Origin of the sequence: Streptococcus sp. D7B5 (assembly GCF_029691405.1) — a bacterium.
Classification (GTDB): domain Bacteria; phylum Bacillota; class Bacilli; order Lactobacillales; family Streptococcaceae; genus Streptococcus.
Genome location: NZ_CP121467.1, coordinates 250040 through 270653 on the forward strand (window position 1 = coordinate 250040; position 20614 = coordinate 270653).

Sequence of the window (20614 nt, forward strand, 5' to 3'; positions counted from 1 at the left end):
ACACCCCGGAAGTTAGAGTGTCATCTCTACCTTTGGGGTGTTGTTTAATTTCTATACTTGAGGATTTTACAGTACCCACGTACGAATAGCATGGGCTACGCCAGATTCATCATTTGTTTTAGTGATGTATTTGGCGATTTTTTTGAGTTCAGGATTTCCATTTTCCATAACAACGGGATTTCCAACGACTTCGAGCATGGCGCGGTCATTCTCTTCGTCCCCAATCGCCATGGTTTCATCTTTAGTCAATCCTAGTTTTTCAGCTAAGTGAGTAATGGCTGAGCCCTTGTCTACATTCTTTTTAAGGAGTTCGAGGTAGAAGGGAGCAGATTTGTTGATGGAGTAGCGCTCGTAAAATTCGGCTGGTATCTTTTCAATCGCAGCATCGAGAATCTCTGGTTCATCGATAAACATACACTTGACGATTTCCTTGTCAGCCATTTCTTCAGGGGTGCGGTAGAAGATAGGCATGCTGACGAGGGTTGATTCGTGCACCGTGTATTTTCCGATATTGCGATTGGCCGTATAGATACCGTCCTTGGTAATGGCGTGCATATGGACACCGAGCTTGCGACTGAGAAATTCCATATCCAGATAATCCTCATAGGTCAAGGATTCGCTGATAATCTCATGACCAGTAGCAGTTTCTTGGACAAGGGCACCGTTGAAGGTTACCACATAGTCACCCTCGTCTCTCAACTGCAAGTCGTCCAGAAGTTTGGCAACACCTGCGATAGGACGACCTGTTGCAATAACGACCTTGACGTCAGCTTCTTTGGCATCTTGGATGGCGGAAAAGACTTGAGGAGTGATTTCCTTTTTACTGTTAACCAGGGTACCATCGATATCGACGGCGATTAGTTTAATACTCATAAATTTCCTCTATTCGTTCTTATTTGGGGTAAAATGATCGTTCTCAATCAAGTGTAAAAATTGCTGGGTGATACTTGCGAAGATGCTATTTTGGTCCAACATTTCTTTCGGGAAATAGAAACGATTGTCTCCATGGCGACTGCCAGCAAGGGATTGGACGATAGGAGACAGGCTAGAGAGTTCAGCCAGTTCTCCATTTTTTTGTATAATCTCAATCTGTGTCCGTGGATTTTCAGATTCGGGACGATAGATATCATAAGGGAGGTCAAAGTTCTTATGAATGGCAGCATAGTAGTCTGGATCAAAACCGATTTCTTCAACCAGTTGTCTCATGGTTGCGAGTTGGTCTTGGTCTTTTTCTGAAAAAGTAATGGATTTAAAGACCTTGCGGTTGACAAAACGTTGCGACAAGTCGGCTAGTATCTTGTCAGGACTGGTCATCCAGAGTTGGAAGTAGGTATTCATCACGCCGTCATCAAGTGCCAGATAATCAGATAGAGTAACTTTCTTTTCAAAAAAAGGTAGCAAATGAGGAGAAGTGCGTGCAAAGAAGTCCTTGTCTTCAGGATAGAGTTCCTTAGCGCGTTTGAGGAGATTCTGTAGAAGAACCTCCATGGCGCGTGTTGCTGGGTGGAAATAAACCTGCATATACATCTGGTAGCGACTGAGAACGTAGTCTTCGATGGCATGCATGCCGTTGCGCTGAAAGGCGATCCCATTTTCGACAGGACGAATGACTCGGAGGATGCGAGTCAGGTCAAATTCCCCATAAGATGCTCCTGTAAAATAAGAGTCGCGCAATAGATAGTCCATGCGATCCGCATCAATCTGACTAGAAATGAGCTGCACGACCTGCTTGTTAGGATAGGTATGGTCGATAACACTGGCTACCTTTTCTGGGCAATCTGGCGCTACTTGTAGCAGGACTTGGTGAATCTCTGTCTCAGGACTTTGGATGATTTCCTGAGTAATGGCTTCATGATTTGTATCAAAAAGATTTTCAAAAGTATGCGAGTAGGCACCATGCCCAAGGTCGTGTAGGAGAGCAGCGGTCATGGTCAAGAGAGACTCAGCAGGATCCCATTCTTCAGGGTATTTTTCTTCAAAAATCTCCGTGATACGTCGAGCAATCTCATAGACTCCCAAACAGTGGGAAAAGCGACTGTGCTCACCACCATGGAAGGTATAACTGGAAGTCCCTAGCTGTTTGATACGGCGAAGACGTTGAAATTCTTTTGTATTGATCAAGTCGTATATGACCTGATTATTGACGTGGATATAGTTGTGAACTGGGTCACGGAATACTTTTTCGTTCATATGACCATTATAGCAAAATCCTGCTCTTTTTGGTAAAATAGTAGGACAAGAGACAAGAAAGAGGATTTGATGTGAAGATTCGGATGCGAAATACGATTCAGTTTGATGAACAATTGGAAGTCATTGACCAACTCTATGACGTGGAAGTGCGTGAAAAGGGAGATTATCACTATCTGCTTTTCTACAATGAGGAAAAAGAAAAAGTGGTTCTCAAGTTTCATAGTCAAGAACTGGTGATGACCCGTTTCTCGAGTCCCAAAACCATCATGCGTTTTCTAAAGGATAGTGATAGTTTAGCCTATATTCCGACTCCAATGGGGATGCAGGAGTTTATCATTCAAACGAATCACTATGAATTGGATGGGCAAAAGATTGAATTAGCCTATCAACTGCAAAACCAAGAGGGACACCCCTTTGCCAGCTATCAATTAGAAATTACTTGGGGATAAGAAAAAGGTTGGCGGAAGCCAACCTTATTTGATATAGAGTTCTTGATTTTTTAGGACAATTTCACGAACACTTGCGAATTTCTTGAGTTTTTTCAGTTCTTCAGGATGGGTTACCAGAGTGATAACATAGCCCTCCTTGCCCATGCGACCTGTACGACCAGCACGGTGGGTATAGGTTTCCATATCTCTAGGGACGTCGAAGTTGACAACACATTCCAAGCTATCAATATCAATCCCACGAGCCAAAAGATCAGTTGCAAGGAGTAGGGTTAGCTGCTTGCCTTTAAACTTTTCTAAGATGACTTTTCGAAATTTAACATTGACATCGCTAGCGAGGGAAACAGCCAAGATATCGCGATACTGTAATTTTTCTTCTGCACTTCCAAGGTCTGACAAGCTGTTAAAGAAGACCAGACCACGGAAATCCTCTACATGTGCTAGTTTTCGTAGCATGTCCACTCGGTGACGTTGGTCTACCTGCATGTAGAAGTGTTGGATGTTGTCCAGTTTTTGATCAGAGAGATCAATAGTGCGCGTGTTTGGTGCAATCTTTTCTTGGTCAAACTTGGTCGTCGCACTCATGTAGATGAGTTGGTGGTCACGAGGTGCGTAGTGGGTGATTTTCTCGACAAAGTGAATTTGAGAATCATCGAACAATTGGTCAAATTCATCCAGAATGATGGTTTCTACATTCATCATCTTGATTTTTTTCAATTTAATCAACTCAAAGATACGGCCAGGTGTTCCAATCAGAATTTCTGGTCCTTTTTTAAGACGTTCAATCTGGCGTTTCTGACTCGAACCTGATAAGAAGAGCTGAGCAGTTAAGCCGATAGCCTCTGACCACGTTTTACATACATCAAAAATCTGTCCAGCTAGTTCTGTATTTGGTGCTAGGATCAAGAGTTGCTGGGCTTTTTTCTTTTGTAGTCTGAGAAGACTTGGCAGGAGGTAAGCTAGGGTCTTACCAGTTCCTGTCGGGCTCACTCCTAGGAGGTTTTCTCCAGCAAGTATAGGATCAAATAGTTGACTTTGAATGGGGGTGAATTCTTGGAAACCGAGCTGGTCGCTTAGTTCTTGCCATTCAGTAGGTAGTTTGGTTTTCATTTTTCTGCCTCAAATCTAATGCCAGCAGTCTGGCGCATGGTATAGAGTAAATCATGAACAGAGCTTGCATCATCCACCCAGTTCTGGTAGAAAGTCTGGTCTGGTTGCTGGATCATCTGTGCAAATGCAGCAACTTCCTCAGTCATCGTATGGGGAGCTTGTTGGATAGGGAGCTGGATTGGATTTCCTTGGTGGTCGCTAAAAATAGCTGAGCGGACATGCTCAATCGTGTTGAGGGTCAAGGTTCCATCTGCTGTGTAAATCTCACAAGGAAGATTGGAAGTAATGTTTTTTCCTGCCTTGATATGAACTTGAAAGTCAGGGTAGAAGAGGATACCATCGCCATTTAGGTCAATGCTATTGTCAAGCTGTTGAGCCTGATAGGTCGCGTCCTGAGCCTTTCCAAAGAGACGAATAGCAGCGTAGAGGGGATAAATCCCCAAGTCCATAAGAGCTCCACCAGCAAAACGGTCTGAAAAGACATTGGGAGTCTGTCCAGCCAACAAGTCAGGCATCTTGGAAGAATACTTGGCATAGTTGAAATCTGCTCCCAGCACTTGCTTGTCTGCTAAAAAGTTTTTGATAGTGGTAAAAGCTTCTTCGTGGTAATTACGAGCTGCTTCAAAGATAAAACAGTGATTTTTCTCAGCTGTTTGTCTCAAATCTAGCCATTCATGTGGCTGAGTGACAGCTGGCTTTTCAAGAATGACGTGTTTCCCAAAAGACAAGGCTGCTTTGGCTTGAACAAAATGCAAGGAGTTTGGACTAGCGATATAGACTACATCAAAGGAGCTCTTGAAGAAGTCTTCTACTTGATCAAAGAGTTGGATATCTTGATAGCGAGAAGCAAAGGTTGCTGCTGTTTCTATCTTTCTAGAATAGACAGCGACCAGCTGGTATTCTCCGTTAGCATGGGCTGCTTCTATGAAATGATGACTGATAGCCCCTGTTCCGATGACACCTAATTTAAGCATAAATACTCCTTTTCCGACTTCAAATCCTTCCTTCATTATAACATAGAAAAGAAGGACTATCCAACAGATGGTAAAAATTTTCAAATGGGCTACGCATTTTTAGGAGAAAGTGGTACAATATTGAAATGAGTAAATGAAACTGAATTGGGAGAGAAAATGAGATTATTACCAATAAGAAAAATATCACGTCAGTCTAAGCGACTAGCGCTTTTTTTGACTTTTTGTGCAGGATATGTCGATGCTTATACCTTTATCGTGCGAGGGAACACCCTTGTCGCTGGACAGACTGGGAATGTGGTTTTTCTTTCTGTAGGACTTATTCAACAAAATGTATCGGATGCCAGTGCCAAAGTAATGACCTTGTTTTCCTTTATGATGGGTGTCTTTTTTCTGACATTGTATAAGGAAAAACTACGAATTGTTAAAAAGCCGATTTTGTCCTTGATTCCACTTGCAGTCTTATCCCTAATTATAGGCTTTGTGCCGCAAACGGTTGACAATATCTATCTCGTACCGCCCTTGGCCTTTTGTATGGGACTGGTGACAACAGCCTTTGGAGAAGTGTCAGGTATTGCCTATAATAATGCTTTTATGACGGGCAATATTAAACGAACCATGTTGGCTTTTGGAGATTATTTCCGGACCAAGCATACGCCTTTTCTACGAGAGGGCTTGATTTTTGTTAGCTTACTTAGTAGTTTTGTCTTCGGAGTTGTTTTTTCAGCTTATTTGACGATTTACTATCAGGAGAAGACAATTCTAGGTGTTCCTCTTATGATGAGTATCTTTTACTTCAGTATGCTTTTTGCTTCTTGGAGAAAAAAAGGGAAAGAAAAAGCTTAAATTTGATTGATTTCGCTTGTAAGAAAAAAGAAGATATGCTATACTTGAAGAGTTGACTATGCACAATCCTGTGCAACCGCACGAACATCGTTTGCTCATCGTATACAAAATTTAAACTTTGTTATACTTAGAGCTCTTCTTTTAAGTGGTTCGTCCCACGATGCTAGGCGAGTCTTCACAAAAATACGGGGAAACCCTAAAAATCATAGGAGGTGCATAATGAGCACATACGCAATTATCAAAACTGGCGGAAAACAAGTTAAAGTTGAAGTTGGTCAAGCAGTTTACGTTGAAAAATTGAACGTTGAAGCTGGTCAAGAAGTTACTTTTAACGAAGTTGTTCTTGTTGGTGGTGAAAACACTGTTGTCGGAACTCCACTTGTTGCTGGAGCTACTGTAGTTGGAACTGTTGAAAAACAAGGAAAACAAAAGAAAGTTGTTACTTACAAGTACAAACCTAAAAAAGGTAGCCACCGTAAACAAGGTCACCGTCAACCATATACAAAAGTTGTCATCAACGCGATCAACGCTTAATTTTAAGGAGAACACATGATACAAGCAGTCTTTGAGAGAGCCGAAGATGGCGAGCTGAGGAGTGCGGAAATTACTGGACACGCCGAAAGTGGCGAATACGGCTTAGATGTCGTGTGTGCATCGGTTTCTACGCTTGCCATTAACTTTATCAATTCCATTGAGAAATTTGCAGGCTATGAACCAATCTTAGAATTAAACGAAGATGAAGGTGGCTATCTAAAGGTTGAAATACCAGCGGATCTTCCTTCGCACCAGAGAGAAATGACCCAGTTATTCTTTGAATCATTTTTCTTAGGTATGGCAAATTTATCGGAGAACTCTTCTGAGTTCGTCCAAACCAGAGTTATCACAGAAAACTAACACGGAGGAAAACATTATGTTAAAAATGACTCTTAACAACTTGCAACTTTTCGCCCACAAAAAAGGTGGAGGTTCTACATCAAACGGACGTGATTCACAAGCGAAACGTCTTGGAGCTAAAGCAGCTGACGGACAAACTGTAACAGGTGGATCAATCCTTTACCGTCAACGTGGTACACACATCTATCCAGGTGTAAACGTTGGACGTGGTGGAGACGATACTTTGTTCGCTAAAGTTGAAGGCGTAGTACGCTTTGAACGTAAAGGTCGCGATAAAAAACAAGTTTCTGTTTACCCAATCGCAAAATAAAAAGGTTCAGTGAACCTTTTTATCCCGAGCCTTAAAATGAAAAGGCGAGGAAGCTAGAACTAGCATAAAATTAGGCTTTCCGAGTTTTCGGAGAGCCTATTTTTTTGTTTTGATACCCACAATTTTTTGTTACTAGTGTAGATGAATTTTGTGAGCGACATTATTTTTCCTAGGTGGAAAACTTCTAAAATATGGTATAATGAACAGATAGAGAAGTTGGGGGTAAAAGATGAACATTCAACAATTACGCTATGTTGTGGCCATTGCCAATAGTGGTACTTTCCGTGAAGCTGCTGAAAAGATGTATGTTAGTCAGCCGAGTTTGTCTATTTCTGTGCGCGATTTGGAAAAAGAGCTAGGCTTTAAGATTTTTCGTCGGACGAGTTCGGGGACTTTCTTAACCCGTCGTGGTATGGAATTTTATGAGAAAGCGCAGGAGTTAGTTAAAGGCTTTGATGTTTTTCAAAATCAGTATGCCAATCCTGAGGAAGAAAAGGATGAATTTTCTATTGCCAGTCAGCACTATGACTTCTTGCCACCAACCGTTACGGCCTTTTCAGAACGTTATCCTGATTATAAGAACTTTCGTATTTTTGAGTCTACCACAGTTCAAATATTAGACGAAGTAGCCCAAGGACACAGTGAGATTGGGATTATCTACCTCAACAACCAAAATAAAAAGGGCATCATGCAACGGGTTGAAAAGCTTGGTTTAGAAGTTATTGAACTAATTCCTTTCCAGACTCACATTTATCTTCGTGAAGGGCATCCTTTAGCACAGAAGGAGGAATTGGTCATGGAGGATCTGGCGGATCTGCCAACGGTTCGTTTCACTCAGGAAAAGGATGAGTACCTTTACTATTCAGAGAACTTTGTCGACACCAGCGCGAGCTCCCAGATGTTCAATGTGACGGACCGTGCTACTTTGAACGGTATTTTGGAGCGGACGGATGCTTATGCGACTGGATCTGGGTTTTTAGATAGTGACAGTGTTAATGGGATTACAGTCATTCGTCTCAAGGATAATCTAGATAACCGCATGGTCTATGTCAAACGGGAAGAAGTGGAGCTTAGCCAAGCTGGGACTCTTTTCGTTGAGGTTATGCAAGAATATTTTGATCAAAAGAGGAAATCATGAAAAAAAGAGGAATAGTAGCAGTCATTGTACTGCTTTTGATTGGGCTGGATCAGTGGGTTAAAGCCTATGTTGTCCAGCAGATTCCACTGGGTGAAGTTCGTTCGTGGATCCCCAATCTCGTTAGCTTGACCTATCTGCAAAATCGTGGGGCAGCCTTCTCCATGCTACAAGATCAGCAGTGGTTATTTGCTGTCATTACACTGGTCGTTATGGTGGGAGCCATTTGGTATCTACATAAACACATGGAGGATTCTCTCTGGCTGGTTTTTGGACTGACTTTGATAATCGCGGGAGGTCTGGGCAACTTTATCGACAGAATGAGTCAAGGTTTTGTGGTGGATATGTTTCACCTAGACTTTATCAACTTTGCGATTTTCAATGTTGCTGACAGCTATTTAACAGTTGGTGTGATTGTTTTATTGATTGCAATGCTTAAAGAGGAAGTAAATGGAAATAAAAATTGAAACTGGTGGGCAACGTCTAGACAAGGCTCTGTCTGATCTGACAGAATTGTCACGCAGTCTCGCGAATGAACAAATCAAGGCTGGACAAGTCTTGGTGAATGGGCAAGCCAAGAAAGCAAAATACACTGTCCAAGAGGGGGATATCATCACCTATCATGTGCCAGAACCGGAGGTTTTAGAGTATGTGGCTGAGAATCTGCCGCTCGAGATTATCTACCAAGATGAGGATGTAGCCGTTGTTAACAAACCTCAGGGGATGGTGGTTCATCCGAGTGCTGGTCATACTAGCGGAACCTTGGTCAATGCCCTCATGTACCATATCAAGGACTTGTCAGGTATCAATGGTTTTCTCCGGCCGGGTATCGTTCACCGCATTGACAAGGACACATCTGGTCTCCTCATGATTGCTAAGAATGATGAGGCCCACTTAGCACTCGCGCAAGAACTCAAGGACAAGAAGTCTCTCCGTAAATACTGGGCAATTGTTCATGGCAATCTACCCAATGATCGTGGTGTGATTGAAGCTCCGATTGGTCGTAGTGAAAAAGATCGTAAGAAACAGGCAGTGACTGCTAAAGGGAAGCCAGCAGTGACTCGTTTTCAAGTCTTGGAACGCTTTGGAGATTATAGTTTGCTAGAGTTGCAACTGGAAACAGGGCGTACCCACCAGATCCGTGTTCATATGGCTTATATTGGCCATCCAGTCGCTGGTGATGAAGTCTATGGTCCTCGTAAGACTTTGAAAGGACATGGGCAATTCCTCCATGCTAAAACTCTAGGTTTTACCCATCCGAGAACAGGTGAAACCATGGAATTCACAGCAGATATTCCAGAGATTTTTAAAGAAACGCTGGAAAGGTTGCGTAAAACTGAGAATAGATAAAAGAGTTGAGATTGCTGTCTCAACCTTTTTCATTTCAAGTCTTTTCTATTTTAAAACATTCATGTTATAATGGATAAATATGAAGAATCGGAGTGAGAATATGAAGTACAAACGAATCGTCTTTAAGGTGGGGACTTCGTCCTTGACAAATGAAGACGGGAGTTTATCAAGAAGTAAAGTAAAGGCAATTACCCAGCAATTGGCTATGCTGCATGAGGCTGGACATGAGTTGATTTTAGTGTCATCTGGAGCAGTTGCCGCTGGATTTGGAGCTTTGGGTTTTAAAAAACGTCCGACCAAGATTGCAGATAAACAAGCTTCGGCTGCAGTAGGACAAGGATTGCTGCTAGAAGAGTACACAACCAACCTCCTCATGCGTCAAATCGTTTCTGCACAAATCTTGCTGACCCAGGATGATTTTGTAGATAAACGTCGTTATAAGAATGCCCATCAGGCCTTGTCTATATTGCTTCATCGTGGTGCAATCCCCATCATCAACGAGAATGACAGTGTCGTTATTGATGAGCTCAAGGTCGGGGACAATGACACTCTGAGTGCCCAGGTAGCGGCGATGGTTCAAGCAGACCTTTTAGTTCTCTTGACCGATGTGGACGGTCTCTATACTGGAAATCCCAACTCAGATCCAACAGCTAAACGTCTTGAGAAAATCGAGACTATCAATCGTGAGATTATTGATATGGCTGGTGGAGCAGGTTCGTCAAACGGTACTGGGGGCATGCTGACAAAAATCAAAGCTGCAACTATTGCGACGGAGTCAGGTGTGCCAGTCTATATTTGCTCCTCCTTGAAATCAGATGCCTTGATTGAGGCAGCGGAAGAAACTAGGGATGGTTCCTTCTTCGTTGCGCAAGAGAAGGGACTTCGTACCCAGAAACAATGGCTGGCCTTCTATGCTCAAAGTCAGGGAACGATTTGGGTAGATGGTGGAGCTGCAGAGGCACTTTCAAAAAACGGAAAAAGTCTCCTTTTATCGGGTGTGGTAGAAGTGGAAGGAAACTTTTCTTACCACGATATTGTCACAGTAGCAGATAAAGAAACAGGTCAATCTCTTGGGAAGGGACGTGTCCAATTTGGCGTCTCAGCTCTAGAAGATATGCTCCGTTCTCAAAAAGCTAAGGGAGTCTTGATTCACCGTGATGACTGGATTTCCATCACTCCTGAAATCCAGCTGCTCTTTACAGAATTTTAGAGGTGAACGATGGTAAGTACACAAGAACAATTTGAACAGGTACAGGCTGTTAAGAAATCAATCAATACTGCTAGTGAAGTAGTGAAAAACCAAGCCTTGCTAGCCATGGCTGATCAGTTATTGGCAGCTACTGAGGAGATTCTAGAGGCCAATGCCCTCGATATGGTAGCGGCCAAGGGGAAAATCTCAGATGTCATGCTAGACCGTCTTTATTTGGATGCGGGACGTATAGAAGCGATGGCAAGAGGGATTCGTGAAGTGGTTGCTTTACCAGATCCTATCGGTGAAGTCCTAGAAACAAGTCAGCTTGAAAATGGCTTGATTATTACTAAGAAGCGTGTGGCCATGGGGGTTATCGGTATTATCTATGAAAGCCGTCCAAATGTGACGTCGGATGCAGCTGCTTTGGCTCTCAAGAGTGGTAATGCAGTCGTTCTTCGTAGTGGCAAGGATGCCTATCAAACAGCTCATGCTATTGTCACAGCCTTGAAGAAGGGTTTGGAGACGACTACCATTCATCCAAATGTGATTCAACTGGTGGAAGATACTAGCCGTGAAAGTAGCTATGCCATGATGAAGGCCAAGGGTTATCTAGACCTTCTCATACCCCGTGGAGGCGCTGGTTTGATCAATGCTGTGGTTGAAAATGCTATCGTGCCTGTTATCGAGACAGGAACTGGGATTGTCCATGTCTATGTAGATAAGGATGCAGACGAAGACAAGGCTCTAGCCATCATCAACAATGCTAAAACCAGCCGTCCTTCTGTCTGCAATGCCATGGAGGTCTTGCTGGTTCATGAAGACAAGGCAGCAGATTTCCTTCCTCGCTTGGAACAAGTTCTGGTTGCAGAGCGTAAGGAAGCTGGACTGGAACCAATTCAATTCCGCTTGGATAGCCAAGCAAGCCAGTTTGTTTCAGGTCGAGCAGCTGAGGCCCAAGACTTTGACACTGAGTTTTTAGATTATATCCTAGCGGTTAAGGTTGTGAGCAGTTTAGAAGAAGCAGTTGAGCATATTGAAGCTCACAGTACCCATCATTCGGATGCCATTGTGACAGAAAATGCTGAAGCTGCAGCCTACTTTACAAATCAAGTGGACTCTGCAGCGGTGTATGTCAATGCCTCAACGCGTTTCACTGATGGTGGGCAATTTGGTCTTGGATGTGAGATGGGGATTTCTACTCAGAAACTGCATGCGCGTGGGCCTATGGGCTTGAAAGAGTTGACCAGCTACAAGTATGTGGTTACTGGTGACGGACAGATAAGGGAGTAAGAGATGAAGATTGGATTTATCGGTTTGGGAAATATGGGAGGTAGCTTGGCTAAGGCTGTTTTGCAGGGTAAGGCGGGTGCTCAGATTCTCCTTGCCAATCGTAGTCAAGCGAAAGTAGATGCTTTCATTGCCAACTTCGGCGGTCAGGCTTCCAGCAATGAAGAAATCTTCGCAGAAGCAGATGTGATTTTTCTAGGAGTAAAGCCTGCGCAGTTTTCTGAACTGCTTGCTCAATATCAGACCATCCTTGAAAAAAGAGAGAGTCTTCTTTTGATTTCCATGGCAGCTGGATTGACTTTGGAAAAACTAGCTAGTCTTATCCCAAGTCAACATCGTATCATTCGCATCATGCCCAATACTCCAGTGGCTATCGGTCAAGGGGTGATTAGTTATGCCATGTCAGCAAACTGTCTTGCTGAGGACGGTGAACTCTTTTGTCAGCTTTTATCCAATGCGGGTCTATTGGTTGAGCTTGGGGATGACTTAATTGATGCGGCGACAGGTCTTGCAGGTTGTGGGCCAGCCTTTGTCTACCTCTTTATCGAGGCTTTGGCAGATGCAGGTGTTCAGTCAGGATTGCCACGAGAAACGGCTTTGAAAATGGCAGCCCAAACAGTAGTTGGAGCTGGACAAATGGTTCTGGAAAGTCAGCAACATCCTGGAGTATTGAAAGACCAAGTTTGCAGCCCAGGAGGTTCGACTATCGCTGGTGTAGCAAGTCTGGAAGAACATGCCTTTAGAGGTACAGTCATGGCCGCAGTTCATCAAGCCTATAAACGAACACAAGAACTAGGTAAATAAGAGGTTGGATGACTCCCAACCTCTTTTTATGGTCGATTGAATAGAGAAGACGCAAAAAGATTGTCACAAAAACCTATTTTTTTGATAGAATAGAAGGTAGAAAAAAAGAAATGAGTTAGACATGTCAAAAGGATTTTTAGTCTCTCTTGAGGGACCAGAGGGAGCAGGAAAGACCAGTGTTTTAGAGGCTCTACTCCCCATTTTAGAGGAAAAAGGAGTAGAGGTGCTGACGACCCGTGAGCCAGGTGGAGTTTTGATTGGGGAGAAGATTCGTCAAGTGATTTTGGACCCAAGTCATACTCAAATGGATCCTAAAACAGAGCTCCTTCTCTATATCGCAAGTCGCAGACAGCACTTGGTGGAAAAAGTTCTGCCTGCTCTTGAAGCTGGTAAGTTGGTCATTATGGACCGTTTCATCGATAGTTCCGTTGCTTATCAGGGATTTGGCCGTGGCTTGGATATTGATGCCATTGATTGGCTCAATCACTTTGCGACAGATGGCCTCAAACCCGATTTGACACTTTATTTTGACATTGAGGTGGAAGAGGGACTGGCTCGCATTGCTGCTAATAGTGACCGGGAGGTCAATCGTTTGGACTTGGAAGGGTTGGACTTGCATAAAAAAGTCCGTCAAGGCTACCTTTCTCTTCTGGACAAAGAAGGAAATCGCATTGTTAAGATTGATGCGAGTCTTCCTTTGGAGCAAGTTGTGGAAACGACCAAGGCTGTCTTGTTTGACAGAATGGGCTTGGCTAAATGAAACAAGAACAACTAAAAGCTTGGCAGCCAGACCAGTTTGACCGCTTTGTCCGTATCCTAGAACAAGATCAGCTCAATCACGCCTATCTCTTTTCAGGTTTCTTTGGAAGCTTGGAAATGGCGCAGTTTTTGGCTAAGAGCCTCTTTTGTACGGATAAAGTAGGCGTTCTACCATGTGAGAAATGCCGAAACTGCAAGCTGATTGAACAGGAAGAATTCCCCGATGTTACCTTGATTAAGCCAGTCAATCAGGTCATCAAGACAGAACGCATTCGGGAATTGGTGGGTCAGTTTTCTCAAGCAGGGATTGAAAGTCAGCAGCAGGTCTTTATTATTGAGCAGGCGGAGAAAATGCATCCTAACGCGGCTAATTCTCTGCTCAAGGTCATCGAAGAACCCCAGAGTGAGGTTTATATTTTCTTCTTGACCAGCGATGAGGAAAAGATGTTGCCAACAATCCGTAGTCGGACCCAGATTTTCCATTTTAAAAAGCAAGAAGAAAAGCTCATCCATCAATTAGAACAAGCAGGTCTGGTCAAGAAAAAAGCAACTCTCTTAGCCCAGTTTAGTCAATCGAGAGCTGAAGCTGAAAAGTTGGCTAATCAGGCAAGTTTTTGGACTATAGTTGATGAAAGCGAGCGCTTACTAACTTGGTTAGTAGCCAAGAAAAAAGAGAGTTATTTGCAAGTTGCTAAATTGGCTAGCTTGGCAGATGACAAGGAGAAACAAGACCAGGTCTTGCGAATCCTCGAAGTTCTCTGTGGACAGGACCTCTTGCAAGTAAGGATTCGACAGATTTTACAAGATTTACTAGAAGCTAGAAAAATGTGGCAGGCTAATGTCAGCTTTCAAAATGCCATGGAATATCTGGTTTTGAAAGAAATATAAACTCATACTCTTCGAAAATCAAATTCAAACCACGTCAACGTCGCCTTGCCGTACTCAAGTACAGCCTGCGGCTAGTTTCCTAGTTTGCTCTTTGATTTTCATTGAGTATTAAAAATGAACGATATAGAAAGGAAAGGGCTGTTTTATGGACAAAAAAGAATTATTTGACGCGCTAGATGATTTTTCCCAACAGTTACTGGTGACCTTGGCCGATGTGGAAGCCATTAAGAAAAATCTCAAGAGCCTGGTAGAGGAAAATACAGCTCTTCGCTTGGAAAATAGTAAGTTGCGCGAACGCTTAGGCGAGGTGGAAGCAGATACTCCCGTCAAGGCCAAGCATGTTCGTGAAAGCGTCCGTCGGATCTATAAAGACGGGTTTCACGTATGTAATGATTTTTATGGACAACGTCGAGAACAGGACGAGGAATGTATGTTCTGTGACGAGTTGTTGTACAGGGAGTAGGCATGCAGATTCAAAAAAGTTTTAAGGGGCAAACTCCCTATGGCAAGCTTTACTTAGTAGCAACGCCGATTGGCAATCTAGATGACATGACCTTTCGTGCCATCCAGACTTTGAAAGAAGTGGACTGGATTGCGGCTGAGGACACGCGTAATACGGGGCTTTTGCTCAAGCATTTTGACATTCCGACCAAGCAGATTAGTTTTCATGAGCACAATGCCAAGGAAAAAATTCCTGATTTGATTGGTTTCTTGAAAGCAGGACAAAGTATCGCTCAGGTCTCTGATGCGGGTCTGCCTAGTATCTCAGACCCTGGGCATGATTTGGTCAAGGTAGCTATTGAGGAAGAAATCGCAGTTGTTACCGTTCCAGGTGCCTCTGCAGGAATTTCTGCCTTGATTGCCAGTGGTTTAGCTCCACAACCACATATCTTTTACGGTTTCTTACTGAGAAAATCAGGCCAGCAAAAGCAATTTTTCGACTTAAAAAAAGATTACCCAGAAACTCAGATTTTCTACGAATCGCCCCATCGTGTAGCGGATACATTGGGAAATATGCTAGAAGTCTACGGTGACCGCTCGGTAGTCTTGGTCAGGGAATTGACCAAAATCTATGAAGAATACCAACGAGGTACCATTTCTGAATTATTAGAAAGCATAGCTGAAACGCCACTCAAGGGCGAATGCCTTCTCATTGTTGAAGGTGCCAGTCAGGATGTGGAGGAAAAGGACGAGGAGGACTTGTTTTCAGATATCCAAGCACGCATCCAAGAAGGCATGAAGAAAAATCAAGCCATTAAGGAAGTTGCGAAACTCTACATGTGGAATAAAAGTCAACTCTATGCTGCCTACCACGACTGGGAAAAAAATCAAGAAAGTGATTAAACAGGGAAGTTTGCCTTCTTCCCGAAGTGAATATAGCAATCATTAGTATTTTGCTACGAATGCTTATTTGGAGGGGAAATGAAAAGCAAAGTGATTAAGAAGGTAGTTGGTTTACTGTTCCCTATTCTCACATTATTTATGTTGTCTGCATGTAACAATAGAGTCGATCGTGATTTAGCTAAAACAGCTATTTCAAACATTCGTTCTGTAGTAGAAGCTGCAGGGTTAGAAGCAGAAGGATACTCGACAGCTGATACCTTTGGATATTATGGATCTCCGTTTTACGTTGAAGGAAATACGAAATTTGTTGATGTCTATGTGGATTTTGAAAAAGATTATGTTGAGAGCACTCCAGTCCTTAAATACAATTCGAGGCTTAAAGAAGTTGAAAAGAAAAAATTCTTTGGTTTTTCCAAGAAAACAGTCTACCGTTTAGAAATGGAGTATGTTTCTGGTGATGACAACTATGACCGACTTGAGGAAGCTTATAATATATTACTTCAAAGTGGTAGCTTGACTTCAACATATTTAAGCGATGATGTGATTAGGAAGCTTTATATTAAAAATTCAATTGAATTGGACTCATTTGACTCCAATTATTCTTTGGTTCCAAAAAAAGAATATAGTGGCAACCCCAAAACCCGTCTTGAAGAGAGAGATAAAAGAGAGGCAATTTTGAAGACGGATGTAGAAGAACTCACTCCCTTAATTGAGGACCTAGACTCAAGTAGAGTCAACAATCTTGATGAAGAGACGCTTGTTCGTAATCGAGATCTACTTTTAAAAAGAGTTGCTGACAATTGTTCGACCTTTAGTATTCGAATACGTATTGATATAGAGCAGGTACGAAGACAAAACCTACAAGTAACTAATGAAGATATTGACAATTGGACGGATTCTGATTTCGAATACTTACTTGCCCAAATACTTCAAAGCGATAAACTACCTAAGAATACAGAAGTACGTTTTACTATAAAATATGGAAGCAAACTGAATTGGGAGACATTCAATTTTAATAAAGAATAATTTTTGAAAGACATTCAGGAATTCTCCTGTCTGTCTTTTTACTTAGTTTTTTGGTATAATGGACCAAGCATGAATTTAGAAAGATTTGTGGGTGTCAAATAGTCTAGTAGCTTGTTTTTATTTGGACTTAGTTTCCACCCAAAGAGGTATTAGTGTCGTGTCTCAATCTTATATCAATGTTATCGGTGCAGGTTTGGCAGGGGCTGAAGCTGCTTATCAAATCGCAGAACGGGGTATTCCAGTTAAACTTTATGAAATGCGTGGTGTCAAATCAACTCCTCAGCACAAAACAGACAATTTTGCTGAGTTAGTTTGTTCTAATTCCCTGCGTGGGGATGCTTTGACAAATGCTGTCGGTCTTCTCAAGGAAGAAATGCGTCGCTTGGGTTCTGTTATCTTAGAGTCTGCTGAAGCTACACGTGTTCCTGCAGGCGGTGCCCTTGCGGTGGACCGCGATGGTTTCTCTCAAATGGTGACCGAAAAAGTAGCCAATCATCCTTTGATTGAAGTGGTTCGTGATGAAATTACAGAATTACCGACTGATGTTATTACAGTGGTCGCTACTGGTCCTTTGACCAGCGATGCTCTAGCTGAGAAGATTCATGCCCTTAATGACGGCGATGGATTCTATTTCTACGACGCGGCGGCGCCTATTATCGATGTCAATACTATCGATATGAGCAAGGTCTATCTCAAGTCTCGTTATGACAAGGGAGAAGCAGCCTACCTCAATGCTCCAATGACCAAGCAAGAGTTTATGGATTTCCATGAAGCCTTGGTCAATGCGGAAGAAGCACCGCTCAATTCTTTTGAAAAAGAAAAGTACTTTGAAGGTTGTATGCCTATCGAAGTCATGGCCAAGCGTGGCATTAAAACCATGCTTTATGGTCCTATGAAACCAGTCGGTCTGGAGTATCCAGATGACTACACAGGCCCTCGTGATGGAGAATTTAAAACACCTTATGCGGTTGTCCAGCTCCGTCAGGATAATGCAGCAGGTAGTCTCTACAATATCGTTGGATTCCAAACCCACCTCAAATGGGGGGAGCAAAAGCGTGTTTTCCAAATGATTCCAGGTCTTGAAAACGCTGAGTTTGTCCGTTATGGGGTCATGCACCGCAATTCTTACATGGATTCACCAAATCTTCTCGAGCAAACCTATCGTTCTAAGAAACAACCCAACCTCTTCTTTGCTGGTCAAATGACGGGTGTGGAAGGCTATGTTGAGTCAGCAGCCTCAGGCTTGGTTGCAGGTATTAACGCGGCTCGACTCTTCAAGGGTGAAAGTGAAGCTATCTTCCCAGAGACCACAGCGATTGGAAGTCTAGCTCATTACATCACTCATGCGGACAGCAAACATTTCCAACCCATGAATGTCAACTTTGGCATTATCAAGGAGTTGGAAGGCGAGCGTATCCGTGATAAGAAGGCTCGTTATGAAAAAATTGCAGAGCGTGCTCTTACCGACTTAGAGGAATTTTTAACGGTTTAATTTTTTTGAAAGAATTGCTCATGATACTATAAAAATCTTAGAAATTGTGATAAAATAGGTAGGATAAAAAAAGGAGAGTGAAAATGGCGAATCCCAAGTATAAACGTATTTTAATCAAGTTATCAGGTGAAGCCCTTGCCGGTGAACGTGGCGTAGGGATTGATATCCAAACAGTTCAAACAATCGCAAAAGAGATTCAAGAAGTTCATAGCTTAGGTATCGAAATTGCCCTTGTTATTGGTGGAGGAAATCTCTGGCGTGGAGAACCTGCTGCAGAGGCAGGAATGGACCGCGTTCAGGCGGATTACACAGGAATGCTTGGGACTGTTATGAATGCTCTTGTAATGGCAGATTCATTGCAACAAGTTGGGGTTGATACACGTGTGCAAACAGCTATTGCTATGCAACAAGTGGCAGAACCTTACGTACGTGGACGTGCCCTTCGCCACCTTGAAAAAGGCCGCATCGTTATCTTTGGTGCTGGAATTGGTTCACCTTACTTCTCAACAGATACAACAGCAGCCCTTCGTGCAGCTGAAATCGAAGCGGATGCCATCCTTATGGCTAAAAATGGCGTAGACGGTGTTTACAATGCCGATCCTAAGAAAGACAAGACAGCTGTTAAGTTTGAAGAATTGACCCACCGTGATGTTATCAATAAAGGTCTTCGTATCATGGACTCAACTGCTTCAACCCTCTCTATGGACAACGACATTGACTTGGTTGTCTTCAATATGAACCAACCAGGCAACATCAAACGTGTCGTATTTGGTGAAAATATCGGAACAACAGTTTCAAACAATATCGAAGAAAAGGAATAAGAAAATTATGGCTAATGCAATTGTAGAAAAAGCAAAAGAGAGAATGACCCAGTCTCATCAATCACTTGCTCGTGAATTTGGTGGTATCCGTGCCGGTCGTGCCAACGCAAGCTTGCTAGACCGTATCCATGTAGAATACTATGGAGTCGAAACTCCTCTTAACCAAATCGCTTCAATTACTATTCCAGAAGCGCGTGTTTTGTTGGTAACACCATTTGACAAGTCTTCATTGAAAGACATCGAACGTGCCTTGAACGCTTCTGATCTTGGTATTACACCAGCTAATGACGGTTCTGTGATCCGTTTGGTTATCCCTGCTCTTACAGAAGAGACTCGTCGTGACCTTGCCAAAGAAGTGAAGAAGGTCGGTGAAAATGCTAAAGTGGCTGTCCGCAATATCCGTCGCGATGCTATGGATGAAGCCAAGAAACAAGAAAAAGCAAAAGAAATCACTGAAGACGAATTGAAGACTCTTGAAAAAGACATTCAAAAAGTAACAGACGATGCTGTTAAACACATCGACGACATGACTGCCAACAAAGAGAAAGAACTTTTGGAAGTCTAAAAATAAACAGAAAAACTCAGTTGGCATTGCTGGCTGAGTTTTATTCGAAAGAAGGAAATATGAATACAAATCTTGCAAGTTTTATCGTTGGACTGATCATCGATGAAAACGACCGTTTTTACTTTGTGCAAAAGGATGGTCAAACCTATGCTCTTGCTAAGGAAGAAGGTCAGCATACAGTAGGGGATACGGTTAAAGGTTTCGCCTATACAGATATGAAGCAAAAGCTCCGCTTGACCACTTTAGAAGTGATTGCCACACAGGATCAATTTGGTTGGGGAACTGTAACGGAAGTTCGTAAAGACTTGGGTGTCTTTGTGGATACAGGCCTTCCTGACAAGGAAATCGTTGTGTCACTCGATATTCTCCCTGAGCTCAAGGAACTCTGGCCTAAGAAGGGCGACCAACTCTACATCCGTCTTGAAGTGGACAAGAAAGACCGTATCTGGGGACTCTTGGCTTATCAAGAAGACTTCCAACGTCTGGCTCGTCCTGCCTACAACAACATGCAGAACCAAAACTGGCCAGCCATTGTTTACCGCCTCAAGCTGTCAGGTACCTTTGTCTATCTGACAGAAAATAACATGCTTGGCTTTATCCATCCTAGCGAGCGCTATGCAGAGCCACGTTTAGGACAAGTTTTAGATGCGCGCGTTATTGGTTTCCGTGAAGTGGACCGTACCTTGAACCTCTCTCTCAAACCACGTTCTTTTGAAATGTTGGAAAATGATGCTCAGATGATTTTGACCTACTTGGAAAGCAATGGCGGTTTCATGACCTTAAATGATAAGTCATCTCCAGACGACATCAAGGCAACCTTTGGCATTTCTAAAGGTCAGTTCAAGAAAGCACTCGGTGGTTTGATGAAGGCTGGTAAAATCAAGCAAGACCAGTTTGGTACAGAGTTGATATAGGGTGGCATATGAGAAAATCATTTTACACTTGGCTCATGACCGAGCGCAATCCTAAAAGTAACAGTCCCAAGGCTATCTTAGCAGACCTCGCTTTTGAAGAGTCAGTCTTTCCAAAACACACAGATGATTTTGATGAGGTTAGTCGCTTTCTGGAAGAACATGCCAGTTTCTCTTTCAACCTAGGAGACTTTGACGCTATCTGGCAAGAATACTTAGAACACTAGCATGATTCATTGGGGTTGGGCTAGTAATTTCTCCACCCCTTTGCTA

Annotated in this window: 25 protein-coding genes, 1 pseudogene and 1 other annotated feature; of the genes and pseudogenes, 21 read left to right on the forward strand and 5 right to left on the reverse strand. The window is 42.9% G+C overall.

Annotated features, from left to right (window positions below):
• Positions 1-66: 66 nt before the first annotated feature.
• Together yidA and P8P68_RS01210 are read right to left on the reverse strand one after the other, a co-directional pair.
• Positions 67-873, reverse strand: coding sequence for a sugar-phosphatase (gene yidA, locus P8P68_RS01205; protein WP_278276011.1), 807 nt, complete (start codon positions 871-873; stop codon positions 67-69).
• A 9-nt stretch (positions 874-882) separates the two neighbouring features.
• Positions 883-2190: an HD domain-containing protein gene (locus P8P68_RS01210; protein WP_278276012.1), complete on the reverse strand. Its 1308-nt coding sequence runs from the start codon at positions 2188-2190 to the stop codon at positions 883-885.
• A 71-nt stretch (positions 2191-2261) separates the two neighbouring features.
• Between P8P68_RS01210 and P8P68_RS01215 the strand changes: the two genes are divergently transcribed.
• On the forward strand, positions 2262-2639 hold the full coding sequence (locus P8P68_RS01215) for a DUF1934 domain-containing protein (RefSeq protein WP_002881798.1): 378 nt from the start codon (positions 2262-2264) through the stop codon (positions 2637-2639).
• A gap of 24 nt (positions 2640-2663) precedes the next feature.
• Here P8P68_RS01215 and P8P68_RS01220 read toward each other — a convergent pair whose 3' ends face one another.
• Complete coding sequence (locus P8P68_RS01220) at positions 2664-3746, reverse strand: DEAD/DEAH box helicase (RefSeq protein WP_278276013.1); 1083 nt, start codon at positions 3744-3746, stop codon at positions 2664-2666.
• The gene (locus P8P68_RS01225) at positions 3743-4720 is read right to left on the reverse strand and encodes a Gfo/Idh/MocA family oxidoreductase (protein WP_181186986.1); all 978 of its coding nucleotides are present in this window, start codon (positions 4718-4720) and stop codon (positions 3743-3745) included. The genes P8P68_RS01220 and P8P68_RS01225 overlap by 4 nt, the downstream gene beginning before the upstream one ends.
• A 156-nt stretch (positions 4721-4876) precedes the next feature.
• Between P8P68_RS01225 and P8P68_RS01230 the strand changes: the two genes are divergently transcribed.
• The 4 genes from P8P68_RS01230 (at position 4877) to rpmA (ending at position 6767) form a co-directional block, all read left to right on the forward strand.
• The gene (locus P8P68_RS01230; RefSeq protein WP_001238358.1) at positions 4877-5563 is read left to right on the forward strand and encodes a YoaK family protein; all 687 of its coding nucleotides are present in this window, start codon (positions 4877-4879) and stop codon (positions 5561-5563) included.
• Between the two features lie 64 nt (positions 5564-5627).
• Positions 5628-5748, forward strand: a sequence feature (ribosomal protein L21 leader region).
• A 34-nt stretch (positions 5749-5782) separates the two neighbouring features.
• Positions 5783-6097: a 50S ribosomal protein L21 gene (gene rplU / locus P8P68_RS01235; RefSeq protein ID WP_000109141.1), complete on the forward strand. Its 315-nt coding sequence runs from the start codon at positions 5783-5785 to the stop codon at positions 6095-6097.
• A gap of 15 nt (positions 6098-6112) precedes the next feature.
• A complete protein-coding gene (locus P8P68_RS01240; RefSeq protein WP_000613697.1) occupies positions 6113-6457 on the forward strand; it encodes a ribosomal-processing cysteine protease Prp in 345 nt (114 codons plus the stop codon).
• A 16-nt stretch (positions 6458-6473) separates the two neighbouring features.
• Positions 6474-6767 (forward strand): 50S ribosomal protein L27, encoded by a 294-nt coding sequence (gene rpmA, locus P8P68_RS01245; protein ID WP_000916509.1) that lies wholly within the window; start codon positions 6474-6476, stop codon positions 6765-6767.
• Between the two features lie 165 nt (positions 6768-6932).
• Here rpmA and P8P68_RS01250 read toward each other — a convergent pair.
• Positions 6933-7004: pseudogene (locus P8P68_RS01250) on the reverse strand (AraC family transcriptional regulator); the annotation flags it as partial.
• Between P8P68_RS01250 and P8P68_RS01255 the strand changes: the two are divergent.
• From P8P68_RS01255 to P8P68_RS01330, 16 genes are all read left to right on the forward strand, one after another.
• Positions 6997-7905, forward strand: a complete 909-nt coding sequence (locus P8P68_RS01255; RefSeq protein WP_278276014.1) for a LysR family transcriptional regulator — start codon at positions 6997-6999, stop codon at positions 7903-7905. The pseudogene P8P68_RS01250 and the gene P8P68_RS01255 overlap by 8 nt on opposite strands.
• A complete protein-coding gene (gene lspA, locus P8P68_RS01260; RefSeq protein WP_000745694.1) occupies positions 7902-8369 on the forward strand; it encodes a signal peptidase II in 468 nt (155 codons plus the stop codon). The genes P8P68_RS01255 and lspA overlap by 4 nt, the downstream gene beginning before the upstream one ends.
• Complete coding sequence (locus P8P68_RS01265) at positions 8353-9252, forward strand: RluA family pseudouridine synthase (RefSeq protein ID WP_278276015.1); 900 nt, start codon at positions 8353-8355, stop codon at positions 9250-9252. Before lspA ends, P8P68_RS01265 begins: the two co-directional genes overlap by 17 nt.
• 100 nt (positions 9253-9352) lie before the next feature.
• Positions 9353-10462 (forward strand): glutamate 5-kinase, encoded by a 1110-nt coding sequence (gene proB, locus P8P68_RS01270; protein ID WP_278276016.1) that lies wholly within the window; start codon positions 9353-9355, stop codon positions 10460-10462.
• 9 nt (positions 10463-10471) lie between these two features.
• Positions 10472-11734, forward strand: a complete 1263-nt coding sequence (locus P8P68_RS01275; protein ID WP_278276017.1) for a glutamate-5-semialdehyde dehydrogenase — start codon at positions 10472-10474, stop codon at positions 11732-11734.
• 3 nt (positions 11735-11737) lie between these two features.
• A complete protein-coding gene (proC, locus tag P8P68_RS01280; protein ID WP_278276018.1) occupies positions 11738-12535 on the forward strand; it encodes a pyrroline-5-carboxylate reductase in 798 nt (265 codons plus the stop codon).
• Positions 12536-12656: 121 nt separating this feature from the next.
• Complete coding sequence (tmk, locus tag P8P68_RS01285; protein WP_278276019.1) at positions 12657-13295, forward strand: dTMP kinase; 639 nt, start codon at positions 12657-12659, stop codon at positions 13293-13295.
• Positions 13292-14182, forward strand: coding sequence for a DNA polymerase III subunit delta' (locus P8P68_RS01290; RefSeq protein WP_278276020.1), 891 nt, complete (start codon positions 13292-13294; stop codon positions 14180-14182). The genes tmk and P8P68_RS01290 overlap by 4 nt, the downstream gene beginning before the upstream one ends.
• Positions 14183-14327: 145 nt before the next feature.
• Positions 14328-14645 carry a DNA replication initiation control protein YabA gene (gene yabA, locus P8P68_RS01295; protein WP_000358229.1) on the forward strand — a complete coding sequence of 106 codons (318 nt, stop codon included), beginning with the start codon at positions 14328-14330 and terminating at the stop codon, positions 14643-14645.
• A 2-nt stretch (positions 14646-14647) separates the two neighbouring features.
• On the forward strand, positions 14648-15526 hold the full coding sequence (rsmI, locus tag P8P68_RS01300) for a 16S rRNA (cytidine(1402)-2'-O)-methyltransferase (protein ID WP_084917830.1): 879 nt from the start codon (positions 14648-14650) through the stop codon (positions 15524-15526).
• A gap of 78 nt (positions 15527-15604) precedes the next feature.
• The gene (locus P8P68_RS01305) at positions 15605-16552 is read left to right on the forward strand and encodes a hypothetical protein (RefSeq protein ID WP_219909956.1); all 948 of its coding nucleotides are present in this window, start codon (positions 15605-15607) and stop codon (positions 16550-16552) included.
• A gap of 157 nt (positions 16553-16709) precedes the next feature.
• Positions 16710-18044: a methylenetetrahydrofolate--tRNA-(uracil(54)-C(5))-methyltransferase (FADH(2)-oxidizing) TrmFO gene (gene trmFO / locus P8P68_RS01310; RefSeq protein WP_180833123.1), complete on the forward strand. Its 1335-nt coding sequence runs from the start codon at positions 16710-16712 to the stop codon at positions 18042-18044.
• An 83-nt stretch (positions 18045-18127) separates the two neighbouring features.
• The gene (gene pyrH, locus P8P68_RS01315; RefSeq protein WP_000002996.1) at positions 18128-18865 is read left to right on the forward strand and encodes a UMP kinase; all 738 of its coding nucleotides are present in this window, start codon (positions 18128-18130) and stop codon (positions 18863-18865) included.
• 7 nt (positions 18866-18872) lie between these two features.
• Positions 18873-19430: a ribosome recycling factor gene (frr, locus tag P8P68_RS01320; protein WP_001262236.1), complete on the forward strand. Its 558-nt coding sequence runs from the start codon at positions 18873-18875 to the stop codon at positions 19428-19430.
• Between the two features lie 59 nt (positions 19431-19489).
• A complete protein-coding gene (gene cvfB / locus P8P68_RS01325; RefSeq protein WP_278276021.1) occupies positions 19490-20344 on the forward strand; it encodes an RNA-binding virulence regulatory protein CvfB in 855 nt (284 codons plus the stop codon).
• An 8-nt stretch (positions 20345-20352) separates the two neighbouring features.
• Positions 20353-20568, forward strand: coding sequence for a YozE family protein (locus P8P68_RS01330; protein WP_278276022.1), 216 nt, complete (start codon positions 20353-20355; stop codon positions 20566-20568).
• The last annotated feature ends 46 nt before the right edge of the window (positions 20569-20614 follow it).

Coding starts and splice junctions, on each gene's coding strand:
- P8P68_RS01240 (WP_000613697.1), top strand. CDS start 6,113: ATGATACAAGCAGTCTTTGAGAGAGCCGAAGATGGCGAGCTGAGGAGT.
- P8P68_RS01255 (WP_278276014.1), top strand. CDS start 6,997: ATGAACATTCAACAATTACGCTATGTTGTGGCCATTGCCAATAGTGGT.
- tmk (WP_278276019.1), top strand. CDS start 12,657: ATGTCAAAAGGATTTTTAGTCTCTCTTGAGGGACCAGAGGGAGCAGGA.
- yabA (WP_000358229.1), top strand. CDS start 14,328: ATGGACAAAAAAGAATTATTTGACGCGCTAGATGATTTTTCCCAACAG.
- yidA (WP_278276011.1), bottom strand. CDS start 873: ATGAGTATTAAACTAATCGCCGTCGATATCGATGGTACCCTGGTTAAC.
- lspA (WP_000745694.1), top strand. CDS start 7,902: ATGAAAAAAAGAGGAATAGTAGCAGTCATTGTACTGCTTTTGATTGGG.
- proB (WP_278276016.1), top strand. CDS start 9,353: ATGAAGTACAAACGAATCGTCTTTAAGGTGGGGACTTCGTCCTTGACA.
- cvfB (WP_278276021.1), top strand. CDS start 19,490: ATGAATACAAATCTTGCAAGTTTTATCGTTGGACTGATCATCGATGAA.
- rpmA (WP_000916509.1), top strand. CDS start 6,474: ATGTTAAAAATGACTCTTAACAACTTGCAACTTTTCGCCCACAAAAAA.
- pyrH (WP_000002996.1), top strand. CDS start 18,128: ATGGCGAATCCCAAGTATAAACGTATTTTAATCAAGTTATCAGGTGAA.
- rplU (WP_000109141.1), top strand. CDS start 5,783: ATGAGCACATACGCAATTATCAAAACTGGCGGAAAACAAGTTAAAGTT.
- P8P68_RS01210 (WP_278276012.1), bottom strand. CDS start 2,190: ATGAACGAAAAAGTATTCCGTGACCCAGTTCACAACTATATCCACGTC.
- P8P68_RS01290 (WP_278276020.1), top strand. CDS start 13,292: ATGAAACAAGAACAACTAAAAGCTTGGCAGCCAGACCAGTTTGACCGC.
- proC (WP_278276018.1), top strand. CDS start 11,738: ATGAAGATTGGATTTATCGGTTTGGGAAATATGGGAGGTAGCTTGGCT.
- P8P68_RS01230 (WP_001238358.1), top strand. CDS start 4,877: ATGAGATTATTACCAATAAGAAAAATATCACGTCAGTCTAAGCGACTA.
- P8P68_RS01275 (WP_278276017.1), top strand. CDS start 10,472: ATGGTAAGTACACAAGAACAATTTGAACAGGTACAGGCTGTTAAGAAA.
- P8P68_RS01220 (WP_278276013.1), bottom strand. CDS start 3,746: ATGAAAACCAAACTACCTACTGAATGGCAAGAACTAAGCGACCAGCTC.
- P8P68_RS01265 (WP_278276015.1), top strand. CDS start 8,353: ATGGAAATAAAAATTGAAACTGGTGGGCAACGTCTAGACAAGGCTCTG.
- P8P68_RS01225 (WP_181186986.1), bottom strand. CDS start 4,720: ATGCTTAAATTAGGTGTCATCGGAACAGGGGCTATCAGTCATCATTTC.
- P8P68_RS01330 (WP_278276022.1), top strand. CDS start 20,353: ATGAGAAAATCATTTTACACTTGGCTCATGACCGAGCGCAATCCTAAA.
- frr (WP_001262236.1), top strand. CDS start 18,873: ATGGCTAATGCAATTGTAGAAAAAGCAAAAGAGAGAATGACCCAGTCT.
- P8P68_RS01305 (WP_219909956.1), top strand. CDS start 15,605: ATGAAAAGCAAAGTGATTAAGAAGGTAGTTGGTTTACTGTTCCCTATT.
- rsmI (WP_084917830.1), top strand. CDS start 14,648: ATGCAGATTCAAAAAAGTTTTAAGGGGCAAACTCCCTATGGCAAGCTT.